Source organism: Serratia sp. BNK-23, assembly GCF_047456145.1.
Taxonomy (GTDB): Bacteria; Pseudomonadota; Gammaproteobacteria; order Enterobacterales; family Enterobacteriaceae; genus Serratia; species Serratia nematodiphila.
On sequence record NZ_CP179900.1, the window covers coordinates 4,280,731 to 4,305,674 of the forward strand.

The 24,944-nt window shown below is 59.5% G+C and carries 22 protein-coding genes and 1 other annotated feature; of the genes, 8 read left to right on the forward strand and 14 right to left on the reverse strand.

Features of this window, described 5'->3' with window-relative positions; translation table 11 throughout:
- Positions 1–26: 26 nt before the first annotated feature.
- Together dnaJ and dnaK are read right to left on the reverse strand one after the other, a co-directional pair.
- Positions 27–1,151, reverse strand: coding sequence for a molecular chaperone DnaJ (gene dnaJ, locus ACMGF9_RS20365; RefSeq protein ID WP_004932969.1), 1,125 nt, complete (start codon positions 1,149–1,151; stop codon positions 27–29).
- Between the two features lie 106 nt (positions 1,152–1,257).
- A complete protein-coding gene (dnaK, locus tag ACMGF9_RS20370) occupies positions 1,258–3,171 on the reverse strand; it encodes a molecular chaperone DnaK (protein WP_004932972.1) in 1,914 nt (637 codons plus the stop codon).
- A 324-nt stretch (positions 3,172–3,495) separates the two neighbouring features.
- Between dnaK and satP the strand changes: the two genes are divergently transcribed.
- A complete protein-coding gene (satP, locus tag ACMGF9_RS20375; protein WP_015376609.1) occupies positions 3,496–4,095 on the forward strand; it encodes an acetate uptake transporter in 600 nt (199 codons plus the stop codon).
- A 44-nt stretch (positions 4,096–4,139) separates the two neighbouring features.
- On the opposite strand, the gene ACMGF9_RS20380 is transcribed toward satP, so the two are convergent.
- The 3 genes from ACMGF9_RS20380 to tal form a co-directional block, all read right to left on the reverse strand.
- Positions 4,140–5,447, reverse strand: a complete 1,308-nt coding sequence (locus ACMGF9_RS20380) for an MFS transporter (RefSeq protein ID WP_015376608.1) — start codon at positions 5,445–5,447, stop codon at positions 4,140–4,142.
- A 124-nt stretch (positions 5,448–5,571) separates the two neighbouring features.
- The gene (gene mog, locus ACMGF9_RS20385; RefSeq protein ID WP_015376607.1) at positions 5,572–6,159 is read right to left on the reverse strand and encodes a molybdopterin adenylyltransferase; all 588 of its coding nucleotides are present in this window, start codon (positions 6,157–6,159) and stop codon (positions 5,572–5,574) included.
- Between the two features lie 151 nt (positions 6,160–6,310).
- Positions 6,311–7,264 (reverse strand): transaldolase, encoded by a 954-nt coding sequence (gene tal, locus ACMGF9_RS20390; protein ID WP_004932982.1) that lies wholly within the window; start codon positions 7,262–7,264, stop codon positions 6,311–6,313.
- A 383-nt stretch (positions 7,265–7,647) separates the two neighbouring features.
- Here tal and ACMGF9_RS20395 point away from each other — a divergent pair, with 383 nt between their 5' ends.
- Positions 7,648–9,084 (forward strand): alanine/glycine:cation symporter family protein, encoded by a 1,437-nt coding sequence (locus ACMGF9_RS20395; protein WP_082997241.1) that lies wholly within the window; start codon positions 7,648–7,650, stop codon positions 9,082–9,084.
- 105 nt (positions 9,085–9,189) lie between these two features.
- Positions 9,190–9,966 (forward strand): peroxide stress protein YaaA, encoded by a 777-nt coding sequence (gene yaaA / locus ACMGF9_RS20400; protein WP_118892456.1) that lies wholly within the window; start codon positions 9,190–9,192, stop codon positions 9,964–9,966.
- A 46-nt stretch (positions 9,967–10,012) separates the two neighbouring features.
- Here yaaA and thrC read toward each other — a convergent pair whose 3' ends face one another.
- The 5 genes from thrC to ACMGF9_RS20425 all read right to left on the reverse strand — a co-directional run bounded on the left by thrC (position 10,013) and on the right by ACMGF9_RS20425 (position 15,744).
- Positions 10,013–11,302 (reverse strand): threonine synthase, encoded by a 1,290-nt coding sequence (thrC, locus tag ACMGF9_RS20405; RefSeq protein WP_015376606.1) that lies wholly within the window; start codon positions 11,300–11,302, stop codon positions 10,013–10,015.
- 3 nt (positions 11,303–11,305) lie between these two features.
- Entirely contained in the window at positions 11,306–12,235 is a 930-nt protein-coding gene (gene thrB, locus ACMGF9_RS20410) for a homoserine kinase (protein WP_004932993.1), read from the reverse strand.
- Position 12,236: 1 nt separating this feature from the next.
- Positions 12,237–14,696 (reverse strand): bifunctional aspartate kinase/homoserine dehydrogenase I, encoded by a 2,460-nt coding sequence (gene thrA, locus ACMGF9_RS20415; RefSeq protein WP_414160385.1) that lies wholly within the window; start codon positions 14,694–14,696, stop codon positions 12,237–12,239.
- Positions 14,697–14,720: 24 nt separating this feature from the next.
- Positions 14,721–14,838: a sequence feature (Thr leader region), on the reverse strand.
- A complete protein-coding gene (gene thrL, locus ACMGF9_RS20420; RefSeq protein WP_071525951.1) occupies positions 14,777–14,863 on the reverse strand; it encodes a thr operon leader peptide in 87 nt (28 codons plus the stop codon). (Overlaps the previous feature by 62 nt.)
- Before the next feature lie 194 nt (positions 14,864–15,057).
- Entirely contained in the window at positions 15,058–15,744 is a 687-nt protein-coding gene (locus tag ACMGF9_RS20425) for a tRNA/rRNA methyltransferase (protein ID WP_004933000.1), read from the reverse strand.
- A gap of 629 nt (positions 15,745–16,373) precedes the next feature.
- Between ACMGF9_RS20425 and arcA the strand changes: the two genes are divergently transcribed.
- Complete coding sequence (gene arcA / locus ACMGF9_RS20430) at positions 16,374–17,090, forward strand: two-component system response regulator ArcA (RefSeq protein WP_004933003.1); 717 nt, start codon at positions 16,374–16,376, stop codon at positions 17,088–17,090.
- Between the two features lie 51 nt (positions 17,091–17,141).
- On the opposite strand, the gene creA is transcribed toward arcA, so the two are convergent.
- Complete coding sequence (creA, locus tag ACMGF9_RS20435; protein ID WP_004933005.1) at positions 17,142–17,621, reverse strand: protein CreA; 480 nt, start codon at positions 17,619–17,621, stop codon at positions 17,142–17,144.
- Positions 17,622–17,963: 342 nt separating this feature from the next.
- Between creA and robA the strand changes: the two genes are divergently transcribed.
- Complete coding sequence (robA, locus tag ACMGF9_RS20440) at positions 17,964–18,833, forward strand: MDR efflux pump AcrAB transcriptional activator RobA (protein ID WP_015376605.1); 870 nt, start codon at positions 17,964–17,966, stop codon at positions 18,831–18,833.
- Here the strand turns inward: robA and gpmB are convergent.
- Entirely contained in the window at positions 18,830–19,477 is a 648-nt protein-coding gene (gene gpmB / locus ACMGF9_RS20445) for a 2,3-diphosphoglycerate-dependent phosphoglycerate mutase GpmB (protein WP_004933012.1), read from the reverse strand. The two genes, robA and gpmB, sit on opposite strands and share 4 nt — an antisense overlap.
- A 101-nt stretch (positions 19,478–19,578) precedes the next feature.
- Between gpmB and yjjX the strand changes: the two genes are divergently transcribed.
- Positions 19,579–20,097, forward strand: coding sequence for an inosine/xanthosine triphosphatase (yjjX, locus tag ACMGF9_RS20450; protein ID WP_004933015.1), 519 nt, complete (start codon positions 19,579–19,581; stop codon positions 20,095–20,097).
- 11 nt (positions 20,098–20,108) lie between these two features.
- On the opposite strand, the gene trpR is transcribed toward yjjX, so the two are convergent.
- Both trpR and sltY read right to left on the reverse strand, forming a co-directional pair.
- On the reverse strand, positions 20,109–20,438 hold the full coding sequence (gene trpR, locus ACMGF9_RS20455; protein WP_004933017.1) for a trp operon repressor: 330 nt from the start codon (positions 20,436–20,438) through the stop codon (positions 20,109–20,111).
- A 54-nt stretch (positions 20,439–20,492) separates the two neighbouring features.
- Entirely contained in the window at positions 20,493–22,421 is a 1,929-nt protein-coding gene (sltY, locus tag ACMGF9_RS20460) for a murein transglycosylase (protein ID WP_414160386.1), read from the reverse strand.
- A 638-nt stretch (positions 22,422–23,059) separates the two neighbouring features.
- On the opposite strand from sltY, the gene ACMGF9_RS20465 reads away from it, so the two are divergent.
- Both ACMGF9_RS20465 and ACMGF9_RS20470 read left to right on the forward strand, forming a co-directional pair.
- On the forward strand, positions 23,060–23,665 hold the full coding sequence (locus ACMGF9_RS20465; protein ID WP_015376603.1) for a YfiR family protein: 606 nt from the start codon (positions 23,060–23,062) through the stop codon (positions 23,663–23,665).
- Positions 23,662–24,909, forward strand: coding sequence for a diguanylate cyclase domain-containing protein (locus ACMGF9_RS20470; protein WP_015376602.1), 1,248 nt, complete (start codon positions 23,662–23,664; stop codon positions 24,907–24,909). Before ACMGF9_RS20465 ends, ACMGF9_RS20470 begins: the two co-directional genes overlap by 4 nt.
- Positions 24,910–24,944 lie beyond the last annotated feature (35 nt).

The window sequence follows — 24,944 nt, forward strand, 5'->3', positions numbered from 1 at the left end:
GCACATAAACCAACAGAAACAGCAGGTTAGCGAGTCAGATCGTCAAAGAACTTTTTCACCCCGTCGAAGAAGCTCTTCGAGCGCGGGCTGTTCTTGTCGCCGGACGGGCCACCCAGGCTCTCTTCCAGCTCACGCAGCAGCTGCTTTTGCTTGTCGTTCAGATTGACCGGGGTTTCCACCACCACGCGGCACAGCAGGTCGCCCTGGCTGCCGCCACGCACCGATTTCACGCCCTTGCCGCGCATGCGGAACAGCTTGCCGGTTTGGGTCTCCGAAGGCACCTTCAGTTTCACCCGGCCGTCCAGCGTCGGCACTTCAATCTCGCCGCCCAGCGCCGCCATGGCGAAGTTGATCGGCACTTCACAGTACAGGTTGTTGCCTTCACGCTCAAAGATCGGGTGCGCCTTCACCTGCACCTGAACGTACAGATCGCCCGCCGGTGCGCCGTGCTCGCCGGCTTCGCCTTCACCCGCCAGGCGGATACGATCGCCGGTATCCACGCCGGCCGGAATTTTCACCGACAGCGTTTTGGATTTTTCTACCCGGCCGTGGCCGTGGCACTTGTTGCACGGATCTTTGATGATCTGGCCGCGGCCATGGCAGTGCGGACACGCCTGCTGCACGGTGAAGAAGCCCTGACGCATCTGCACCTGGCCCTGGCCGTGACAGGTTGGACAGGTGACCGGCGAACTGCCCGGTTTGGCGCCGCTGCCGTGGCAGACGTCGCACTCTTCCAGCGTCGGGATGCGGATCTCTTTGGTGACGCCACGTACCGCTTCCTCGAGGGTCAGCTCCATGTTATAGCGCAGATCGGAACCGCGGCTGGCGCGCTGACGGCGGCCTCCGCCGAAGATGTCGCCAAACACGTCGCCAAAGATATCGCTGAAGTCGGCGCCGCCGCCAAAGCCGCCGCCGCCCATGCCGCCCTGCTCAAAGGCCGCGTGCCCATACTGGTCGTAGGCCGCGCGTTTCTGATCGTCGGTCAGGACTTCGTAAGCTTCTTTAACTTCTTTAAACTTGGTTTCGGCGTCTTGTTCCTGGTTGCGGTCAGGATGGTATTTCATCGCCAGGCGTTTGTACGCCTTTTTGATCTCACGTTCATCCGCCGTCTTGCTGACGCCGAGAATCTCGTAATAGTCTTTCTTCGCCATTCTTTCGCTTACCCTTAACATGCGTGCACGGGCGCAGAGTTGCCTCGACGCCCGTGCTGGTTTCCGGGAGCGGCACCTCGGCCGCCCCGTGCCCGCTTAAGGGCGATTATTTTTTGTCTTTAACTTCTTCGAACTCGGCGTCAACCACGTCGTCGTCTTTCTGCGCCGCGTTGTCCGCGCCGGCGTCAGCACCCTGCTGAGCCTGCTGCGCCTGAGCCATTTCCAGCAGCTTGCCGGAAACCTGCACCAACGCCTGGGTCTTCGCTTCGATCTCGGCTTTATCTTCGCCTTTCACCGCCGCTTCCAGATCTTTCAGCGCCGCTTCGATCGCCGTTTTGTCTTCCGCCGGCAGTTTGTCGCCCGCTTCTTCCAGCTGTTTGCGCGTGCCGTGGATCAGGTGATCCGCCTGGTTGCGAGTCTGTACCAGCTCTTCAAACTTGCGGTCAGCTTCAGCGTTCAGCTCGGCGTCGCGCACCATTTTCTGGATTTCGTCTTCGTTCAGGCCAGAAGATGCCTTGATGGTGATCTTCTGCTCACGGCCGGTGTTCTTGTCTTTGGCAGACACGTGCAGGATGCCGTCGGCATCGATATCGAAGGTCACTTCGATCTGCGCCATGCCGCGCGGCGCCGCCTGGATGCCGTCCAGGTTGAACTGGCCCAGAGATTTGTTATCGCTGGCGCGCTTACGCTCACCCTGCAGCACGTGGATGGTTACCGCAGACTGGTTGTCTTCCGCAGTAGAGAACACCTGGCTGTGCTTGGTCGGGATAGTGGTGTTTTTGGTGATCAGCGGCGTCATCACGCTGCCCATGGTTTCGATACCCAGCGACAGCGGGGTCACGTCCAGCAGCAGAACGTCTTTCACATCACCGGCCAACACGCCGCCCTGTACCGCAGCGCCCACGGCAACCGCTTCGTCCGGGTTCACGTCTTTGCGCGGCTCTTTGCCGAAGAAGTCTGCGACTTTCTTCTGCACCATTGGCATACGGGTCTGGCCGCCCACCAGGATCACGTCCTGGATGTCGGAAACCGACAGGCCTGCGTCTTTCAGCGCCACTTTCAGCGGCTCGATGGAGCGCGCCACCAAATCTTCAACCAGCGACTCGAGTTTGGCGCGAGTCACTTTGATGTTCATGTGTTTTGGACCGGTCGCGTCTGCAGTGATGTACGGCAGGTTAACGTCGGTCTGCTGAGCGGAAGACAGTTCGATCTTCGCTTTCTCAGCGGCTTCTTTCAGACGCTGCATCGCCAGCGGATCGTTGCGCAGATCGATGCCCTGATCTTTCTTGAACTCTTCCACCAGGTAGTTGATCAGACGGCTGTCGAAGTCTTCGCCACCCAGGTGGGTGTCACCGTTGGTCGCCAGCACTTCGAAGGTTTTTTCGCCGTCAACGTCGTCGATTTCGATGATGGAGATATCGAAAGTACCGCCGCCCAGGTCATAAACCGCGATGGTGCGGTTGCCGACTTCTTTGTCCAGGCCATAGGCCAGGGCCGCCGCGGTCGGTTCGTTGATGATGCGCTTGACTTCCAGACCCGCGATGCGGCCGGCGTCTTTGGTCGCCTGACGCTGGGCGTCGTTGAAGTAAGCCGGTACGGTGATAACCGCTTCAGTTACCGGTTCGCCCAGGTAATCTTCCGCCGTTTTCTTCATTTTTTTCAGCACTTCCGCAGAGATCTGCGGCGGAGCCATTTTCTGGCCTTTCACTTCCAGCCAGGCGTCGCCGTTGTCGGCTTCGACGATTTTGTACGGCATGATCGCTTTGTCGCGCTGCGCTTCTTCATCCTGGAAGCGGCGACCGATCAGGCGCTTGATGGCGAACAGGGTGTTTTCAGGGTTGGTGACTGCCTGACGCTTAGCCGGCTGGCCAACCAGAGTTTCACCGTCCTGGGTATATGCGATAATAGAAGGAGTGGTGCGGTCGCCCTCGGCGTTTTCCAGCACGCGTGCCTTGGCACCATCCATAATTGCTACGCAAGAGTTGGTCGTACCCAGGTCGATACCAATAATTTTGCCCATCTAAACGTCTCCACTAAAAAATTCATAATCAGTCAGGTTGCTAACCTATATGCGGGCGATTTTTTGCTTTTCAACTGCCCGATATCTCAGTGCGACCCGCGGTTAGCAGCTGCGGTTGCAAATAAGATGGGGCCATCCAACCCGGCATCAAGGGGCAAGGCGAAAAAAATTTCTTTTTTTATCGTCATTCAGATCATTGTTTCCGGTTGCGGGGATCATTATGATGCGCGCGCTCTGGTGGAAAACTTCGATTTTTTGGCCATTCAGACCATTTATGATTTTAATTCGCTGTTTCCGTTAATTTTCTGTTATCGCAGAGGACTTATGCACACCAACAAGTTGGCGAATCCCGGCCCTCTCGGCCTGATGGGCTTCGGGATGACCACCGTCTTGCTGAACCTGCACAACGCGGGCTTTTTCCCACTGAACTCCGCCATCATCAGCATGGGGATTTTCTTCGGTGGCCTGGCACAGATCCTGGCCGGACTGCTGGAGTACAAGAAGGGCAACACCTTCGGCATGACCGCCTTCACCGCCTACGGCAGCTTCTGGCTGAGCCTGGTCGGCCTGCTGCTGCTGCCGCGTCTGGGCCTGGCAGAGGCCACCGAGGCCCACGTGCTGGGCATCTACCTGGCGCTGTGGGGCGTCTTCACCCTGTTCATGTTCTTCGGCACCCTGGGCGCCAACCGCGTGCTGCAGTTCGTGTTCGCCAGCCTGACGCTGCTGTTCGCCCTGCTGGCCGTCGGCAACATCACCGGCAACCACACGCTGCTGACCTTCGCCGGCTATGAAGGGATTATCTGCGGCGCCAGCGCCATTTACCTGGCGATGGCCGAAGTACTCAACGAGCAGTATGGCCGCACCGTGCTGCCGATTGGCGAACCGGCTCCGGCGCGCGTCGCGGCCTCACCGGTCACGGCGTAATCGCCCGCCCCTGATGAAAAAGCCCTGCACTGCAGGGCTTTTTTTTAGCTGTAGGAATCGGCTCGCCGCTCCCCGGCTTCGCTGTTCAGGTCACGATGCAGGTAGAAGCCGAGCAGCAGCCCGATGAGCGACAGCGCCAACACATAGTAAGCGGGCGCTAACGGGGTTAATTTCATGATCAACGTCACAAAAATAGGGGTTAAACCGCCAAAAATAGCGTACGAGACGTTATATGAGAACGAGATACCGGTAAACCGCACTTCCGCCGGGAATGCCCGCACCATCACGTACGGTACGGCCCCCACCACGCCTACGCTGAACCCCACCAGAGCATAACAGGCGAACAGCATTTCCGGGCGCACGCCCACCGTCTGATAGAACAGCCAGCTGCAGCCGGCCAGCAGTACACTGCCGACCACCAGCGTTTTGCTGGCACCGAAGCGATCGGCCGACAAACCGGCGACGATGCAGCCGGCGATCAACATGATGGTGGCGATGCTGTTGGCCTGCAGCGTCAAGGCCGGCGCGATGCCGAACTGCTTTTGCAGATAGGTCGGGGTCATCAGGATCACCACCACGATGCCGGCGGAGAGCAGCCAGGTCAGCAGCATCGACACCGCCACTTCCCGTTTGTAGTTGAGCACCACCGATTTCAGCGGCAGCTCCTCGGCCAGCGCTTTACGCGCCTGCATCTCGATAAAGATCGGCGTTTCCTGCAGCCAGCGGCGCAGGTACATCGCCACCAGGCCGAACATGCCGCCAAGCAGGAATGGAATACGCCAGCCGCCGCCGGCAATGCTCTGCGGGCTGAGCGTGGTGTTGATCACCGTCGCCACCACCGAGCCCAGCAGGATGCCCACCGTCAGCCCGGCGGTCAGCGTGCCGCAGGCGAAGCCGATGCGCCGGCGCGGCACGTGTTCGGCGACGAAGACCCAGGCACCCGGCACCTCACCGCCGATCGCCGCCCCCTGCAGCACGCGCATCAGCAGCAGCAACAGCGGCGCGGCGATGCCGATGCTGGCGTAGGTCGGCAGCAGGCCCATCGCCAGCGTCGGCAACGCCATCAGCAGAATGCTCAGGGTAAACATCTTTTTGCGGCCGACCAGATCGCCGAAGTGCGCCATCACGATGCCGCCCAGCGGGCGGGCCAGATAGCCGGCGGCGAAGATACCGAAGGTTTGCACCAGCCGCAGCCATTCCGGCATGTCCGCCGGGAAGAACAGATCGCCGACCACGGCGGCGAAGAACACGAAGATGATGAAGTCGTAAAACTCCAACGCGCCGCCCAACGCGGCCAACGTCAGCGTTTTGTAGTCTTGCCGGTTCAGCCGGCGATTAGTGTCGTGAGGCATAGGGCACCGTCGGTAAAGGCTGTAAAAATAAAAGCCGCAGGCTTTCTGTAAAAGAATCCTTACTATAGCGGCAAATTATTTTCACACCAGACGGGTTGAAGCCGATCTCGCAGATTGCTGAAATTTAGAGGTTTATCTCGCGACGCGCGCTCTTTGGCCGAAATGCTGCTACCACTGCGGCATGCGTTTCGACGTAAGGCCCGTCGAGCAGCTGAATGCAGTAAGGCACGCTGGCGAAGATGCCGTGCACCACCGCATTGCCCTGCTCATCCTTTACCCCTTCCAGCGTTTCCTTGATCGACTTCGGTTGGCCGGGCAGGTTGATGATCAGCGCCTGTTTGCGGATCGCCCCCACCTGGCGAGAAAGAATTGCCGTTGGCACATAGTGTAGGCTGATCTGACGCATTTGCTCGCCGAAGCCGGGCATCACGCGATCGGCGATCGCCAGCGTGGCGTCGGGGGTGACATCACGGCGCGCCGGCCCGGTGCCGCCAGTGGTCAGCACCAGATGGCAGCCCATTTCGTCCACCAGCTCGCACAGCGTCTGTTCTATTTGCGTCTGCTCATCGGGGATCAGCCGGGTTTCCAGCTTGAACGGCGTCGCCAGCGCGCCGGCCAGCCACTCCTCCAGCGCCGGAATGCCTTTATCCTGGTAAACGCCGCCGGAAGCGCGGTCGGAAACGGAAACCAAACCAATACGTAAAATATCCATGCGTAACCTCTACAGCCTGATGGGGTCCGAACGGGCTCGTCCCCCGTTCTGTTGTCATTGCCGAGAGTATAAGGGCTTCCCCCGCCGGCAGGGGCGTCGGGCATAAAAAAAGGTGGCCTGAGCCACCTTTTTACTGCGCGATCTGCGGGAATTACAGCAGGTCGGCGATCATTTTTTCCAGTTTGCCCTGGTCTACGGCGAACTTGCGGATGCCGTCGGTCAGTTTCTCGACCGCCATCGGATCCTGGTTGTGCTGCCAGTAGAACTCAGGTTCGGTCAGTGCGGCAGGACGCGCCTTCACTTCACCGGTATAAGACAGTTTGCGCTCCAGCGCGCCTTCGCTCTCCGCCAGCTCTTTCAGCAGCGCAGGGGCGATGGTCAGGCGGTCGCAGCCGGCCAGCTCGATGATTTCGCCGACGTTGCGGAAGCTGGCGCCCATCACCACGGTGTTGTAGCCGTGCTGTTTGTAATACTGGTAAATTTCGGTCACGGAGATCACGCCCGGATCTTCGTGCGGGGCGAACTCTTTCTTGTCGCCGTTGGCTTTGTACCAGTCGAGGATACGGCCGACGAACGGCGAGATCAGGTAAACGCCGGCTTCGGCACAGGCGCGAGCCTGAGCGAAGGAGAACAGCAGCGTCAGGTTACAGTTGATGCCTTCTTTCTCCAGCTGCTCCGCCGCGCGGATGCCCTGCCAGGTCGAGGCCAGTTTGATCAGAATGCGATCGTTGCTGATGCCGGCTTCGTTGTACAGCTTGATCAGGCGCTTGGCCTTGGCCACGCTGGCAACGGTGTCGTAAGACAGGCGTGCATCCACTTCGGTGGAGATGCGGCCCGGAACCAGTTTGAGGATCTCCAGACCGATGTTGACCGCCAGCTTGTCGGCGGCATCGGCGATTTGCTGCTCGCGATCGCTGCTCTGGCCGCGCGCCCAGGCGATGGCTTCGTCAATCAGTTTGCGGTATTCAGGAATTTGGGCTGCATTGAGGATCAGCGAAGGGTTGGTTGTGGCGTCCTGCGGTTGATACAGCTTCATTGCCGCGATATCACCCGTATCTGCAACCACCGTGGTCAGCTGGCGCAGGGAAGTTAATTTGTCGGTCATGTTGGCATTATCTCATCGTTTGTGCATGAACTTTTGGCATTGTTCAACCATGCCCTACCCTGATAATAACATGCGCCAAGCCCGGTGCAAGGCTGGAAAACCGCGGCGCACAAGCATCTGTTTTATCCTTGGGCGAGCAACCGTTTACGCCGATATCTTTCGCCATTACCGAGCGGATGGAAAGGCAATAACGTGCTATTGTCCGAATAAATTATGTTAAATTCGAAAAAATTGATGCAATTCGTCCGCTAATCTGCGAAAAATCTTAATCGACTGACGCCGGACAGATTCCAGCTAAGCTCTTGTAAAAAATAGGCCAATGTTTTTCACCTGCGGTGGATGCTGCAAGGTGCGCATTAAATTTCGATAAGAGGAGGGATCCATTGACGGACCTGATGAATTTTATAAACAACATTTTGTGGGGGTCGGTGCTGATTTATCTGCTGCTCGGCACCGGCATTTACTTCACGCTGCGCACCCGCTTTATCCAGCTCCGCCACTTCAGCCACATGTTCTCGGTGTTGAAAAACAGCAATAAAAGCGACAGCGCCGGCATCTCCTCTTTCCAGGCGCTGTGCACCACGCTGGCAGCGCGCGTCGGCACCGGCAACCTGACCGGCGTCGCCATCGCCCTGACCGCCGGCGGCCCCGGCGCCATCTTCTGGATGTGGGTGGTGGCGTTTATCGGCATGGCCACCTCATTTGTGGAAAGCTCGCTGGCTCAGCTCTATAAAACCAAAGACGATAACGGCAACTACCGTGGCGGCCCGGCCTATTACATGGAAAAAGGCCTTGGCATGCGCTGGATGGGCGTGCTGTTTTCGATCTTCCTGATCATCGCATTCGGTCTGGTGTTCAACGCCGTGCAGGCCAACTCCATCGCGCAAGCTTCCGCCGTCGCCTTCCACTTACAGCCGCTGCACGTCGGCATCGGTCTGGTGCTGCTGAGCGGCGTGGTGATCTTCGGCGGCATCCGTTCCATCGCCAAAGTGGCCGAACTGGTGGTGCCGCTGATGGCCGGTGCCTACCTGTTGCTGGCCCTCTGGGTGATTGGCCATAACATCGAACACATGCCGGCGATCCTGGCGCTGATCTTCAAAAGCGCCTTCGGCCTGCAGGAAGCCGCGGCCGGCGCCGTCGGTTACGGCATCTCCCAGGCGATGACCCAGGGCGTACAGCGCGGCCTGTTCTCCAACGAAGCCGGCATGGGATCGGCTCCCAACGCGGCGGCGTCCGCCTCGCCTTATCCGCCGCATCCCGCTTCGCAGGGCTACGTGCAAATGCTCGGGGTGTTTATCGATACCATCGTCATCTGCAGCGCCACCGCGGCGATCATCCTCTCCTCCGGCATTCTCGATCAGCCGACCGACAGCATCAGCGGTATCGATCTGACACAGCGCGCGCTGTCGACCGCCGTCGGCAGTTGGGGTACGCCGTTCGTCGCTATCGCCATCTTCTTCTTCGCCTTTACCTCGATCATCGCCAACTACGCCTATGCCGAGAGCAACCTGGTGTTCCTCGAACACAATCATCCGGGCGGCCTGCTGATTTTCCGCTGCGTGGCGCTAGGCATGGTGATGTTCGGCGCGCTGGCGGAGCTGCCGCTGGTGTGGAAAATGGCGGATACCTCCATGGCGCTGATGGCGATCACCAACCTGACGGCGATCCTGCTGCTGTCGCGGGTCGCGCTGAAGCTGGCCGACGACTACCATCGCCAGCGCCGCCTGGGCAAGCTGCCGACCTTCGACGCCAACCGTTATCCGGAGCTGAAATCGCAGCTGGAGCCGGGCGTGTGGGACGACAAGCAGCCGCCGCGCTGAGTATTCCGGGGCGCGTGAGATGCGCGCCCCACCTATTAGACCGATAGCCCCTTTTCCCCGCGCTTTTTGCTACAGTATGCGCACTTGGATAAACAGGATCTGGCCATGCTCGTTATTATTTCCCCTGCAAAAACGCTCGATTACGACAGCCCGCTGGCGACAGAACGCTTCACGCAGCCCGAACTGCTGGACAAGTCTCAGCGGCTTATCAACATTTGCCGCGAGCTGACGCCGGCGCAAATCGCCAGCCTGATGAGCATCAGCGACAAGCTGGCCGGGCTCAACGCCGCGCGCTTTAGCGAATGGCAGCCGAAATTTACCCCGGACAACGCCCGCCAGGCGCTGCTGGCGTTCAAGGGCGACGTTTACACCGGCCTGCAGGCGCAGGATTTCAACGAAGCCGATTTCGACTTCGCCCAGCAGCATTTGCGCATGCTGTCCGGCCTGTATGGCGTGCTGCGGCCGCTCGATCTGATGATGCCGTACCGGCTGGAGATGGGCATCAAGCTGGAAAACCCGAAGGGCAAAGATCTGTACAGCTTCTGGGGCGATCAGATCACCCAAAAGCTCAACGAAGCGCTGGAACAACAGGGCGACGACGTGGTGGTCAACCTGGCGTCAGACGAGTATTTCAAAGCGGTGAAGCCGGCCAAGCTGCACGGCTCGCTGATCAAACCGGTGTTCCTCGACGAGAAGAACGGCAAGTTCAAGGTCATCAGCTTCTACGCCAAGAAAGCGCGCGGGTTGATGAGCCGCTTTATCATCAAAAACCGCCTGACGCGCAGCGAGCAGCTGGCGGACTTCAACCTGGAAGGCTACGCCTTCGACGAAGCCGCTTCGCAAGGCAATGAACTGGTGTTCAAACGCCCGGAGCAGGCATAAAAAAAGCCGTCGCAAGACGGCTTTTCGCCTTCTAGCCTGCCGAACTTCAGGCCGGCAGCGCCATCAGGAATTTGCGCAGCTCGCCGAAACTGGCCGGCAGCGTGTGCGACAGCAGCGGCAGATCGGCCCGCAGCGCCAGCGCTTTCGGCAACGGCAGCTCCTGGCCGAGGATCGCTTCCACGCTCTCTTTAAACTTGGCCGGATGCGCCGTGCCGAGGAACAGCCCGAACTCCCCTTCCTGCAGCTGATCGCGCAGCGCGCGGTAAGCGATGGCCGCGTGCGGTTCGGAGATATAGCCCAGCTCGGCCAGCTCACGCATCGTGTCTTTGGTGGTCTCGTCGCTGACCGCCGCGTGACCCAGCTCTTTCAACTGCCAGACCTTGCGACGGAACAGCTCTTCCACGCGCGGCCAGTTGTTCGGCTGGCTGACATCCATGGCGTTGGACAGCGTCGCGACCGTAGCGTGCGGCTGCCACTGGCCGCTGGTCAGGAAGCGCGGCACGGTGTCGTTGGCGTTGGTGGCGGCGATGAAGCGCTTCACCGGCAGGCCCAGCGATTTGGCCAGCAGCCCGGCGGTCAGATCGCCGAAGTTGCCGCTCGGCACCGAAATCACCAGCTGATTGCGCGCTTCCTGCGGCAGCTGCGCCACCGCTTCGAAGTAGTAGCAGATCTGCGCCAGCAAGCGACTGATGTTGATCGAGTTGGCCGAGTTCAGGTGCAGCGCGTCTTTCAATTCCTGATCGTCGAACGCCTGTTTCACCAGCGCCTGACAGGCGTCGAAGTCGCCGTCGATCGCCACGGTGTGAATATTGCCGCCCAGGGTGCAGAACAGCTTTTCCTGCAGCGGGCTGATTTTGCCCTGCGGGTAGAGGATCACCACCCGAACGTTCTTCAGGCCATAGAAGGCGTGCGCCACGGCGGCGCCGGTGTCGCCGGAGGTGGCGGTCAAAATGGTCACTGGCTGATCGCCGGCCACTTCCGCCAGCATCTGCGCCATAAAGCGGCCGCCGAAGTCTTTGAACGCCAGCGTCGGGCCGTGGAACAGCTCCAGGCAGGAGACGTCTTCCGTCACTTTCGCTACCGGCGCCGGAAACTCAAAGGCGGCCTGTACGCGTTTCTTCAGCGCCGCTTCCGGCACTTCTTCGCCGATAAAGGCCGACAGAATGCGGCTGCTGCGGGTGACAAAGTCCTGCTCCAGCAGCTGGTCGATCTCGGTCAGTTCGAACGCCGGCAGCTCCAGCGGGAAGAACAGCCCCTGCTGCTTGCCCAGGCCTTGTTTGATCGCCTGCGCGAAGCTGACCTGCTCGTTGTGATCCTTAAGGTTGTACAGTTTCATGCGTTATCCCAGTAGTCGAGCGCCTGCGGTATCCAGACGGCAAATATGAACAAAACCTTCGTCGTTTTGCAGATAGTGTTGTTGCAGCCAGGCGGCCATGCGTTGCGCGGTGGCGCCGTCGTTGCAGACGGCGAACAGCGTCGGGCCGGAGCCGGAGATGCCGCAGGCCAGCGCGCCTATCTCCTGCGCCGCCTTGCGCGCTTCGGCGAAGCCCGGCAGCAGCCGGGTGCGGTACGGCTCGGCGATCACGTCCTGCATTAATTTGGCGGCCAGCTGCGGCTGCCGGGTGTGGCAGGCGTGAATAAAGCCGGCCAGATAGCGGCCGTGGCTGATGCAATCCTGACGGCGGTACTGCGCGGGTAAAATGGCGCGCGCTTCGGCGGTGGAGACCTTGATGCCCGGATAGGCCATAACCCACAGCCAATCGTCAAAGCACGGCACTTCCTGGCTGATAATGCCTTCTTCTTCCAGCATCAGCTGCAGGCCGCCCAGATAGCAGGGCGCCACGTTGTCGTAATGCACGCTGCCGGAAATACGGCCTTCCAGCTCGCCCATCAGGCCGAGCAGCGTCGTCTTATCCAGCGGGCGATCGCAAAATTCGTTCATCGCCATCAGCCCGGCCACCACCGAACAAGCGCTGGAGCCCAGCCCCGATCCGATCGGCATGTTCTTTTCCAGCCGCATCGCCACCGGCACTTCGCGGCCGATCTCCTGGCAGAAACGCTCCCAGCATTGATAAACGATGTTCTCTTTCGGTTCGGCCGGCAGCTTGCTGACGAAGCGCCCGGCGTTTTGCAGACTGAACGTCTCGGCGGCTTCCACGCTGACGCAGTCGCCCAGCAGCGTGCCGTCGATCGGCGAAACCGCCGCGCCCAGCACATCAAAACCGACGCTGACGTTACCGATCGAGGCCGGTGCATACACCTTAACCATATTAAACTCCCAACTTCCATGACAGTGTGCGCAGCAGATCGGCGAACACGCCCGCTGCGGTCACATCGTTACCGGCGCCGTAGCCGCGCAGCACCAGCGGCAGCGGCTGATAATAACGGCTGTAGAAGGCCAGCGCGTTCTCGCCGTTCTTCACTTTATACAACGGATCGTTGCCGTCCACCGCCTCGATGCGCACCTTACAGCGCCCTTCGTCGATCAGGCCGACATAGCGCAGCACCTTGCCTTGCTCGGCGGCATTGGCCACGTTGCGCGCGAACTCTTTATCCAGTTCCGGCAGCCGCGCCAGGAAATGCTCCACGTCGCCCGACGCGTCGAAGGACGGCGGCAGCACCGGCTCGACCTCGATATCGCTCAGCTCCAGCTTGTAACCGGCTTCGCGCGCCAGGATCAGCAGCTTGCGCGCCACGTCCATACCGGACAGATCGTCGCGCGGATCCGGCTCGGTGTAGCCATTGGCTCTGGCCTGCAGAGTCGCCGCCGACAGCGACAGCCCTTCATCCAGCTTGCCAAAAATAAAGGACAGCGAACCGGACAGGATGCCGGAGAAACGCACCAGCTCATCGCCGGCGTTCAGCAGGTTTTGCAGGTTCTCGATCACCGGCAGACCGGCGCCGACGTTGGTGTCGTAGAGGAACTTGCGGTGCGAACCGGCGGCGGCGGCGCGCAGTTGCTGATAATAGTTCATCGACGAGGTGTTGGCCTTTTTGTTCGGCGTTACCACATGGAAGCCGTCCGCCAGGAAGTCCACATACTGATCGGCCACCGCCTGGCTGGAGGTACAGTCGACGATCACCGGGTTCAGCAGGTGATACTCCTTCACCAGCCGGATCAGGCGGCCGAGATTGAACGGCTCCTGCGCGCCGGCCAGCTCGTCCCGCCAGCTGTCCAGCGCGATGCCGTGCACGTTGGTCAGCATCACGCGCGAGTTGGCGATGCCGCACACCCGCAGGTCGATATGTTTTTGCTTCAGCCACGGCTGCTGGCGGTAGATCTGCTCGATCAGCGCCCCGCCGACGCCGCCGACGCCGATGACGAACACTTCGATCACCTGATCGGTGTTGAACAGCATCTGGTGGCTGACGCGCACGCCGGTAGTGGCGGAATCATTGCTGACCACCACCGAGATTGAACGCTCGGAAGAGCCCTGGGCGATGGCGACGATATTGATGTTGGCGCGCGCCAGCGCGGAGAAGAAGCGAGCGGAAATGCCGCGCAGGGTGCGCATGCCGTCGCCGACCACCGAGATGATCGCCAGGCGTTCCATCACGTCCAGCGGATCCAGCACGCCGTCTTTCAGCTCCAGATAGAACTCCTCTACCAGCGCGCGACGAGCGCGCTGCAGTTCACCCTGCGGCACGCAGAAGCTGATGCTGTATTCGGAAGAGGATTGGGTGATCAGCACCACCGAAATGCCGGCGCGCGACATCACGGCGAACACCCGTGCGGCCATGCCGACCATGCCTTTCATGCCCGGGCCGGAGACGTTGATCATCGCCATATTATTCAGGTTGGTGATGCCTTTCACCGGCATATCGGCATCGGTGCTGTCTTTGCCGATCAGCGTGCCGGGAGCCTGCGGGTTGGAGGTGTTTTTTATCAGGCAAGGAATTTGGAATTGGGCAATCGGCGTGATGGTGCGAGGGTGCAGCACTTTGGCGCCGAAATAGGAAAGCTCCATCGCCTCCTGGTACGACATCGATTTCAGCAGCCTGGCGTCCGGCACGGTGCGCGGATCGCAGGTATACACGCCGTCGACGTCGGTCCAGATTTCGCAACAGTCGGCACGCAGGCAGGCGGCCAGCACCGCGGCGGAATAGTCGGAGCCGTTGCGGCCCAGCACCACCAGCTCACCCTTGTCGTTACCGGCGGTGAAACCGGCCATCAGCACGATGTGGTCGACCGGGATCGCCGCGGCGGCGATGCGCAGCGTGGACTCGGCGATATCCACGGTAGACTCCAGGTAGTGGCCCTGCGCCAGCAGTTTCTCCACCGGGTTGATCACCGTGACCGGATAACCCTTGGCGCGGAACACCCCTTCCATGATGGCGATGGAGAGCTTTTCGCCGCGGCAGATGATCGCCGCGTTGACGCTGTCCGGGCACTGCCCCAACAGCGAGACGCCGTGCAGCACCTGCTTGAGTTGCGCGAACTCCTGATCGACCACGCCTTTCAAACGATCGTATTCAAAGCCCGGCAGCGCCTGCGCCAGCCCGCTCAGCAGGTCGGCAAAGATCCGCTCGGCGTCGCTGATATTCGGCAGAATGTCCTGGCCCGCCACCGTTTTGTCGATCATTGCCACCAGATGGTTGGTGATCTTTGCGGGGGCGGACAAGACCGTGGCTACCTGTCCCTGACGCGCATTACTCTCCATGATGTCGGCGACGCGCAGAAAACGTTCTGCATTCGCCACCGAGGTTCCGCCAAATTTCAGCACTCGCATGTGTGATCTCTCCGAATTTAAGCCGAAAAAAAAGCCCGCACTGATTAGGTGCGGGCTTTTTTCTGTGTTTCCTGTGCGCGTCAGCCCGCCCCGTTACCTGTGGTATCGGTGGTGGTAATAATTGTGGTTTTCAGGCTGATGTTGCGCATGTTGTCTGTCTGTCTCATGAAATACTCTGTCCCCTCTATTGGTTAAAGCAATCGCTATCCCAAGTCAAACTATTTCTTTTTTTTGCTTATTTTCCGTTCAGCGGCGGTAATGCGCGATGCAACAGGTGAAAAGCAAAATGACAGAACAAAAAAACAACTTAAAGCCGATTTACTAGTGGATCACGCTGGGTAATCGTCTGATGGAGCCGCTATCACTTGGCGAGTTTTTTTTCGATGTCGTGCAGCAGCGTATGCAGCATCGCCGTATCTCGCTGTTGCAGCGCGCCGAGGCGCTGGTGCAGCCAGTCGCGCAATTTTTGGTCATCGCCGACCTCCAACGCGTTCAACAAGGCATCGGCGCGGCGGCGCAGCGCCTTGAGCTGCCCTTCCGACGCCGCCGTTTCCTGCGGTGTACTGACACCCATCAGGCTCGCCAGCTGGTAGCAGTAAACCATCACCGCCTGGCCCAGGTTAAGCGACGGATAGTCCGCCTGCATCGGCACACCGGTCAGCAAGTCCGCCAGCGCCAGCTCTTCGTTGGTCAGGCCGGAATCTTCGCGGCCGAACACCAGCGCGGCCTGGCCGACCCACTGCTTACGCTCGCTCAGCTGTTCCAGCAGTTCGGGCGGCGTACAGTAGTAGTGAAAGCGCGCGCGGCTGCGGGCGGTGGTGGCGACGGTAAAATCCACGCCCGCCAGCGCCTGTTCCAGCGTGGCGAACGTTTGCACGCCGTCGAGGATCTCGCCGGCACCATGCGCCACCCAGCGCGCCGCCGGCTGCAGGTGCGCTTCGCTGTCGACGATGCGCAACGACGTGAAGCCCATGGTTTTCATCGCGCGCGCCGCCGCGCCGACATTTTCCGGCCGCGCCGGAGCCACTAAAACAATATGAAGCTGCATGACTCTTCCACCGAAGGCGGGCCTGCGTTTTTGACGATGGCGCAGCGCCCGCTTATATTTACAATTACGCAACAATAAACGCGTTAATAGCAACAAACAAGATTAAACGGCTCGTTGAACGAATAAACCCGTCGTAATAGTCGTTATTCGCGCTTATGTTTTACTGCGTTTATTTATCAATAAGTTAAAACAACGCGATGATCAATAAGCGAATAATTGTATCCTATCGGGCCGGATAATGCTGAATCGTTCACAGAATTTGAGGTTCTGTGACTTAAACTGGCATTTCTGTAAGTGTTTTTCACAAATCTGTTAACGTGCTACAATTGAATTTGATATATGTCAACAAAGCGTAGTTTTGTTGGGTGATGAATTCGGCACGCGCTGTTATATTGCTGTTAATGGGGTTAGGATATGCGCCGTTTCGGCACCCAAGGGGTTGTAGGGAACAGCATCCCCACCAGGCTAGCGATCTTGTTGACATGAGATGGAAAGTGCATCAAGAACGAGTTTACGTACTTTAGTCATTTGCTGAGAGGGAACGTGGCGCTATCTCTGCCCTCCTCTAAGAAAACAAAGACTTCTGTACTTCCGATTTTCTATTTTGTTGGCAATTTTAGGTAGCAAATATGCAGACCCCGCACATTCTGATTGTCGAAGACGAGTTAGTCACTCGTAACACCCTGAAGAGCATTTTCGAGGCGGAAGGCTACATTGTTCATGAAGCCAATGATGGTGCAGAGATGCACAATATCCTGTCTGAAAATGATATCAATCTGGTCATCATGGACATCAACCTGCCAGGCAAAAACGGCCTGCTGTTGGCGCGCGAACTGCGTGAACAGGCCAGCGTAGCCTTGATGTTCCTGACCGGTCGCGATAACGAAGTGGACAAAATCCTCGGCCTGGAAATCGGCGCCGACGATTACATCACCAAGCCGTTCAACCCGCGTGAGCTGACCATCCGCGCGCGCAACCTGCTGTCGCGCACCATGAACCTGGGCAGCCTCGGCGAAGAGCGCCGTCTGGTCGAGAGCTACAAGTTCAACGGGTGGGAGCTGGACATCAACAGCCGCTCTTTGATCAGCCCGGCCGGCGAACAGTACAAGCTGCCGCGCAGCGAATTCCGCGCCATGCTGCACTTCTGCGAAAACCCGGGCAAGATCCAGTCGCGCGGCGAACTGCTGAAGAAAATGACCGGCCGCGAGCTGAAGCCGCATGATCGCACCGTGGACGTCACTATCCGTCGCATTCGCAAACACTTCGAATCGACGCCGGATACGCCGGAAATCATCGCCACCATTCACGGCGAAGGCTACCGCTTCTGCGGCGATCTGGAAGAGTAATTCCGGCCTGCCGTCATGAAAACGGGGTTCAGCATGCTGAACCCCGTTTTTTTATTTCGTCTCAGCCCATGGCATGATCGGCACCGCGCTCAACGCGTTCTTCGGCGAACCGTCGATCACCTTGTCGGAGTAGCTCAGGTAAATCAACGAATTGCGCTTGGCGTCATAGAAGCGCACCACCTGCAACTTCTTGAACACCAGCGAGGTGCGTTTCTGGAACACCACATCGCCTTCCGCCTTGCCGTTTTTGATCTTGTCGCTCAGCTCAATAGGCCCCACCTGCTGGCAGGAAATGGCCGCGTCGGCGGTGTCTTCCGCCAGCCCCAAGCCGCCTTTGATGCCGCCGGTTTTGGCGCGGCTGATATAACAAGTTACATTTTTAACATCCGGATCGTCGAACGCTTCCACTACGATTTTGTGGTCCGGCCCCAACAATTTAAACACCGTATCAACGGAGCCCACCTGCTCCGCCTGCGCGCTGCCAACGGTTGCGCAAACCAAACCGAATAAAAATATCCAGCTTTTTTTCATTTACTTAACTCCGGTATAACCTTGCCGCAAAAATAGGTTCGGCGGTCGCCATTATTTATGTCTAAGCTCACGGAATCGGTTTTTTACGGGTCCGCACCGTCCGTTTTAGCACAGAGCGTGACAAAAATCTTTGAGAGTCGCGGAGTAAAAAAATTGCTATGATGCGGCGTCGTTATTTCTTTGCGCCCACTACGGTGTACCCCAATCCAACTCTGGCGCGGCATGCGCAGCAGAGGCAAAGAGTGCAACGCATAATGGCTCATGGATCGGTCTGATAGCGCAGCACCAGCGTGACGAATCAACAGTTCGGGTTCCTACCCCCAAGCTTTACGAGGAAGATCTATGGATCAAGCCGGTATCATTCGTGATCTGCTTAGCTGGCTGGAAAGCCATTTGGACCAACCCTTGTCGCTGGATAACGTGGCGGCCAAGGCAGGCTACTCCAAATGGCATCTGCAACGGATGTTCAAAGATATTACCGGTAACGCCATCGGTGCTTACATCCGGGCAAGGAGGCTGTCCAAAGCCGCCGTCGCGCTGCGTTTGACCAGCCGGCCGATTTTGGATATCGCCCTGCAATATCGCTTCGACTCGCAGCAGACCTTCACCCGCGCCTTCAAAAAACAGTTTGCGCAAACGCCGGCGCTGTACCGCCGCGCCGAAGACTGGAATGCATTCGGCATCTGTCCGCCGATCCGTCTGGGAGCCTTCACCTTGCCGCAGCCGGAGTTCGTCTCGCTGCCGGACAAGCAGCTGGTCGGCCTGACCCAAAGCTACTCCTGTACGCTGGAACAGATCACCACCGTGCGCACCGAACTGCGCTCACAGTTCTGGCGTCAGTTCCTCGGTGACGTCGAAACCCTGCCGCCGGTGCTGTACGGGCTGCACCACTCGCGACCGAGCCAGGAGAAGGACGACGAACAGGAAGTGCTGTACACCACGGCGCTGGAGCCGGATCAGGTGCCTGACAAGGTACAGGAAGGCCAGCCGCTGGTGTTGCCGGGCGGTGAGTTTGCGATGTTCAGCTACGAAGGGCCCACCGAGGGACTGCAAGACTTTATTCTGACGGTCTATGGCACCTGCCTGCCGGCGCTCCAGCTGACGCGCCGCAAAGGGCACGACATCGAGCGCTTCTATCCGAAAGGCGAGCGCCGTCCGCATCAGGCACCTATCGAGATCAAGTGCGATTACCTGATCCCGATTCGGCGTTAACGCTGCAGTTCGTCCAACGCGGGCATGTCCAAATGCGTGACATCGCCCGCCGTTTCCACGATCCAGCCGGAAGCCAACCACGGGCTCTGCTGGTGATCGACGCGCGACAGTGAGCAATTGCGCAAGCGCAGGCGGCGTTCCGCATAGGCCGGCAGCCCCAGCACCGTACTGATCAAACACCCCAACGCGATACCATGACTGACGAGCAGCGGCTTGCTGCCTTCAGGCAGCATCAGGCAACTCTCCAGCGCGGCGCGCATGCGCTCGCCTAGCTCCTCCATGGATTCGCCTTGAGGGATTCGGCCGTCAGGAGTACCATCGACCATCTGTTTGCGCCACTGCTCTTCCTGCGGCGTCAAACTGTCGATCAGGCGTTCTTCCAGAACCCCCATGTGCAGCTCACGCAAACGCGGATCGCTAATCACTTCGCAGCCACAGGCGTCGGCGATGATCTGTGCGGTGCGGCGCGTGCGCCCCAGATCGCTGGTAATGATGTGCGTAATGCCTTCTTTGCTGACGCGCCTGGCGACCAGACGGGCCTGGTGTTCACCCATGGCGGTTAACGGGCTGTCGGACTGACCCTGGATGCGGCGAGCCGCGTTCCATTCCGTTTCGCCATGGCGAACGAGGTATACCTGTAACATTTTTGTTTTCCGTTATACTGCGTGAAATTTGCATTTATCCCCGGCCCGGTGGCGCTTTTGCCGCTGCCCGGCGTATCGGCCAGAAGGATATCAAACCCGTTATGTACCATGTTGTCGCTGCAACTACCAACCCGGCAAAGATCAAGGCTATTCAACTGGCCTTCGATGACGTCTTTGGCGCAGGCCAATACCGCATTGAATCCGTTGACGTCGCCAGCGGTGTCTCGCTGCAGCCGATAGGCAATCACGAAACCCGCACCGGCTCGCGTCAACGCGTTATGGAAGCGCGCCAGGTCAGGCCCGAGGCCGATTTTTGGGTCGGCGTGGAAGCCGGGATTGAAGAGAATATGACCTTCGCCTGGATGACCATCGAGAACCCGCACATCCGCGGCGAATCTCGCTCGGCGAGCCTGATGCTGCCGGAGGTCATCTTACAAGGTATTCGCGCCGGTCGCGAATTGGGCAGCGAAATGGCGGCGATCACCGGCAATGCCGAGGTGAAGCGCCAGGGCGGCGCCATCGGCGTCTTCACCGACGGCCGGCTGAGCCGCACCAGCGTTTATCACCAGGCGCTGCTGCTGGCGCTGGTGCCGTTTCACAACGCCATCTATCAGCAATAGCGCAAAACCTGCTAGGGCGCATCGTGCAGCAGCTGCTGCTCAAGCCACTGTTTCAGCTCGGGTGAAGCCGCTTTCAGGCTGTTCGATCCGCGGGTGATGGTGGCGATCCCCGCGCCCAGTTCATTTTTCAGCTCGCGCTGGCTCATCTCGCCGCGCATCAGTTCCTGGATGATTCGCACCCGGGTGCCCAGCGCGGTGCGCTCGTCCGGCGTCAGCATCAGCTGCAGCAGCGGTTGATGCAGTTCTTGCGCAAACGAATTCTGCAGCAGCGCGACGAAGCGCAGCCAATCCTCATTGCCTTGTTCTGAAAGAGCGGGGTCGTTTAACGATAATTGCGTCATGGCAGCCACCATACTATTTAACTAGTACAGCAGCATACCATAGGGCCGTCAAAATCAATAACGTCTCTGCCACTCGGCGTCGGTCAGCACCTTGGCCGGCCGGTGCGTCAGATAGCGGTAAAACGCATCATAGGCCAACACATTCTTGACGTAGCCGCGAGTTTCCGAGAACGGAATGCTTTCGATGAACGCCACCGGATCGATCCGCCCCGCGCTGTTGCCCAGCCAGGTGTTCACCCGCGACGGGCCGGCGTTATAGGCGGCGCTCGACAGGATGCGGTTGCGGCCGAACTGCTGATAGACCGACTCCAGATAGCTGGTGCCGATGGTGATGTTAGTCTGTGGATCGAACAGCTGGCTCGGGCCGACGTAACCGGGAATATTGAACATCTGCACCGTATGCTGCGCGGTGCGCGGCATCACCTGCATCAGGCCGGTAGCGCCAACCGGCGACTGCGCTTTCGGATTCCAGGCGCTCTCCTGACGCGCGATAGCCATCGCGTAGCTGGTGGTGATCCCCTTGTCATCGGTCGCGCGGCGGAACTCCTGCGGCCAGGCGACCGGGAAGCGCTCCTCCAGATGATCCCACAGCTTGCCGACGATGGTCGCCTGCACGCTCAGATCGGCCCATTTTTGCTCAAAGGCGTAGCGCGCCAGCGCTTCTTGTTCCGGCCGGCTGCGGCTGGCGACGTAAGAGCCCCACTCGCTGCGGGCCAGGTTATCCATATTCCAGTACATCAGCTCGCGCACCCGGGCGACCTCCGGCCCGTCGACCAGCGACGTGCGCGGCTTGGCCGCCACCGCCACCATCACCGGATAAGTGGCGTTCAGCTTCTGCGCCGCGACCATCGGATAGAAGCCGCGTTCGGTCATCAGGTTACGCAACATCTCCTCGCCTTCGGCGCGTTTGCCTTCGTCCATCAGTTGACTGGCGCGCCAGTAGCGCCACTCATCCTTGTTGCGCGACTCTTCCGGCAGGCGGGCCAGCCAGGTCGCGACGCCCTGCCGATCGCCATAGCCCAACGCCATGCGTACTCGGCGCTCCAACAGCGAAGGCGAACGGCTGCGCAGAATCACCTGATCGCGCCACTGCGCCTGCTCGTAGGTAGCGTCGCTGCCCATCAGGCGCCAGGCCACCGCCTCTTCCAACCCCAGCCGTTCGTCGTCGCTCATTTTCTGCAGCCGCGCGAGCGTCGGGATCATCGCCCGCGCGTTTTCCACATCCTGCCGCGCCAGGCGTTCAAAGGCGATGCCGGTAGCGGCGCGGGTAAAGTCAGTTGGCCCCACGCTGCGGGCGAAGGCTTCCACGGTGGTCGGATCGTTTTGCAAGCGCACCAGGGCGTTGCCCATGGTCTGGTAGTCGGCCGGCAGCTGGCTATAGAGGTTGCTGACCAGCGAGCTGTTGCCTTCTTTCAGCGCCAGCTTCATGCGCGCCAGAATATCCAGCGGCGTTTGCTTGCCCGCGCCACGCCAGACGCTGAACAGACGATCGCAGGCGCCCGGCAGCGTTTTGCCGTTCAGCCACAGCTCGTCGGCGCCGCTCCAGGCCGCCTGCTGGTCGCCGGTGGCCCATTTGGCGTAGTAATAGTTGCAGCGCGCCGCCACCGGTTTGGGCGGCTGCGTGCTGAAGGCCAACAGGGTGCGCCAATCTTCGCGCCGCGCCAGTTCATTGACGAAGCGCGGCACCAGTGATTTCGCCGGCGGCAGCGTCGGGTGGCGTTTGATAAAGTCGTTCACCTCGGAGAACCCCGCCTGGCTCAGATCCTGTGTCAGCTCGCGGTATTCCAGGTAAGGATAAAGCGGGTAATCGCGCAGCGTCGGCATCAGCTGCGCCACCACGTCCATCTGATTGCCATCCCACGCCTGTTTGATCTGCTGGTAACGCTGACGTTGCGCATCCAGAGAATCCGCCAGCGCCGCGCCTGAAAACGCCGTCAGACACAGGCCCATTGCCAACAGCCGTCGCTTGTCCACCTTGACCATCCTCGCTCTTTCCTCACTGGTTATACCGCAGGAGCCGCCCAGCTCCCCGGTGACCGCCGCACCACGGCGCCGCGGGACAAAATAAAGCCGGGCGCACGGCCCGGACGCAGATATCTACCATAGACAGCGCAATCGCTTATCCATTCAATACTGTAGAAGAAGAAGTGTATCGCCATGACGCGGGCCAGGTAAAAACGTTTACTTTGGCTGACAAATCAGGCCGGCGGGATATTTCCAGCCACCGGATTTTTATTAGCTGCCCCGGCGCTTATTGGAGAAGTAAAATACTTTTTAATTATTAGTCATCACATTATTTGATTTGTTATATGGCGCCACCGTTGCGCAAATCGCCTGACAGCGGGCTAAACGCGCCAACTTTGCAGAAAAGCGGTGGCAAACCCGGGTGGGCATTTTTATACTATCAAAAATAAGTAAGATAATTCCGAGAAAACAGCACATAAAGCGCCCAACGAAGACATCTTATAATACAATCCGCGCCAATTATGGGTTAGATAGTGTTCATTAGGCAGTGCGACTGACAGCTTTCAGCAAAACGATTGTCCCTTCAAGCGGGCCGGATTTTTCCTTGTCAGGCCACGGCCTGCGGGCAGTGGATCAGGCCGGAATGGCGGGTGAAGATGGTGAATAAGACCGCGATAGCGATGCGTTGCGCAAAAAGCCCCGAACCGGGCTTCCTTGACGCACGCCTGAATATCGGCCGCCTGCTGCTGATCGTTTTGTTGGTGCTGCTGACGTTGTCCGAGCCTGCGCACGCCGCCGCTGATCCCTATCAAAAGCGCACGCACGCCGTGACGACCGTAGTGGTAGGCATCATCAGCTACGCACGCTGGTCGCGTGAACCTAATCCGATCCGCTTGTGCGTGACCGCACCCACCCAGTATGCCGAAGGGCTGTTCGATCCGATCCTGCTGAGCGCGCCGCGTCCGATTAAAGCCGAGCGCGTGCCGTTCGATAGCCCAACGCTGAGTACCGGCTGTGATGTCATCTACTTAGGGAACATCACCGCCGCGCAGAGACAAAATTTCATGCAGCGCATTTCTGGCAACTCCATTCTCAGCATCAGCGAGAACGATAGCGAATGCTCCGCCGGCAGCGCATTTTGCCTGCAGATTGATGGGGACCAGGCCAGTTTCAAAGTCAACCTGGACGCTCTGGCGCGCAGCGGCGTGCGCGTTCACCCCAACGTGTTGCAGCTGGCACGCAAACAGGCGCCGCCGCTATGAGGCTGTTGCGTAAAAACCGCTCCGGCAATGCGCGCCCGACGCTGGGCCGAGTGCTGCAGCGGGTGCATCTTGGGCTGGCGCTGATCGCCGTCGGCACCGCCGGCATCTTTTTGACGCTGGTGGCGCTGTTTGCGCTGCGCGCCTATGCCAATCACAACCTGCACCTGATCGCGCGCTCCATCAGCTATACCGTCGAGGCCGCCGTGGTGTTTGAAGACCGCACCGCCGCGCGCGAGGCGCTGATGCTGATATCCTCCAACGAAGAGGTATCGGACGCGCGGATCCTCGACAACAACGGCAAGATGCTGGCCAACTGGCGCCATCCTACCGATGGGCCGCTGCACGGCCTGGAGCAGATCGTCGCGCACTGGGCGCTGCCCGAACCGGTCATTCTGCCTATCACCCACGAGGGCAAGCAGGTCGGCCAGGTCTGGCTGAGCGGCAACGGCGGCAGCCTGCTGCGTTTCCTGTTACGCGGCATGGTCGGCATGATCGCCTGCCTGGTGCTCAGCACCCTGTGCGCCCTGGTGCTGTCGCGCCGCATGCTGGTCGGCATCGTCAGTTCGCTGGACGACATCGCCAACGTGGCGCATGCGGTTCGCCGCGATCGCACCTTCGGCCTGCGGGTGCCGTCGGCGCCTATCGCCGAGCTGCATGAGCTCAGCAACGATTTCAACGGCTTGCTCGACGAGCTGGAGGCCTGGCAGGCCCATCTGAAGCAAGAGAACGACTCGCTGGCTCACCGGGCGACGCACGACAGCCTGACCGGCTTGCCGAACCGCGCCTTCTTCGAAGGGCGGCTAAGCCGCGCGCTGGGCGATATCGAACCGCCGGCGAAATTGGCGGTGCTGTTTATCGACGGCGATCGCTTCAAGGAGGTGAACGACAGTTACGGCCACGCCGCAGGCGATGCGGTGCTGACCACCATTGCCGGGCGCATTCGCGCGCAGCTGCGCGAGACCGATCTGGTCGCCCGCCTGGGAGGGGACGAATTCGCCGTGCTGCTGGCGCCGGTACACAGCACGGAAGATGTCTTGCAGATCGCTGACAACATCATCGACTGCATGACGCAACCGGTCATTCTGCCGAACGACGAGACGGTCATCACCTCTCTGAGTATCGGTATTGCGCTGTACCCTGATCACGCATCGACGCCTCAGGGTCTTTTGCACGAAGCTGACGATGCGATGTATCAGGCAAAGCATCGTTATAACGGAGGCTGGCGGCTGGCTATACATAAATAAGAGCCCCGGCTATAACACTTGAACTAGGGATTTTG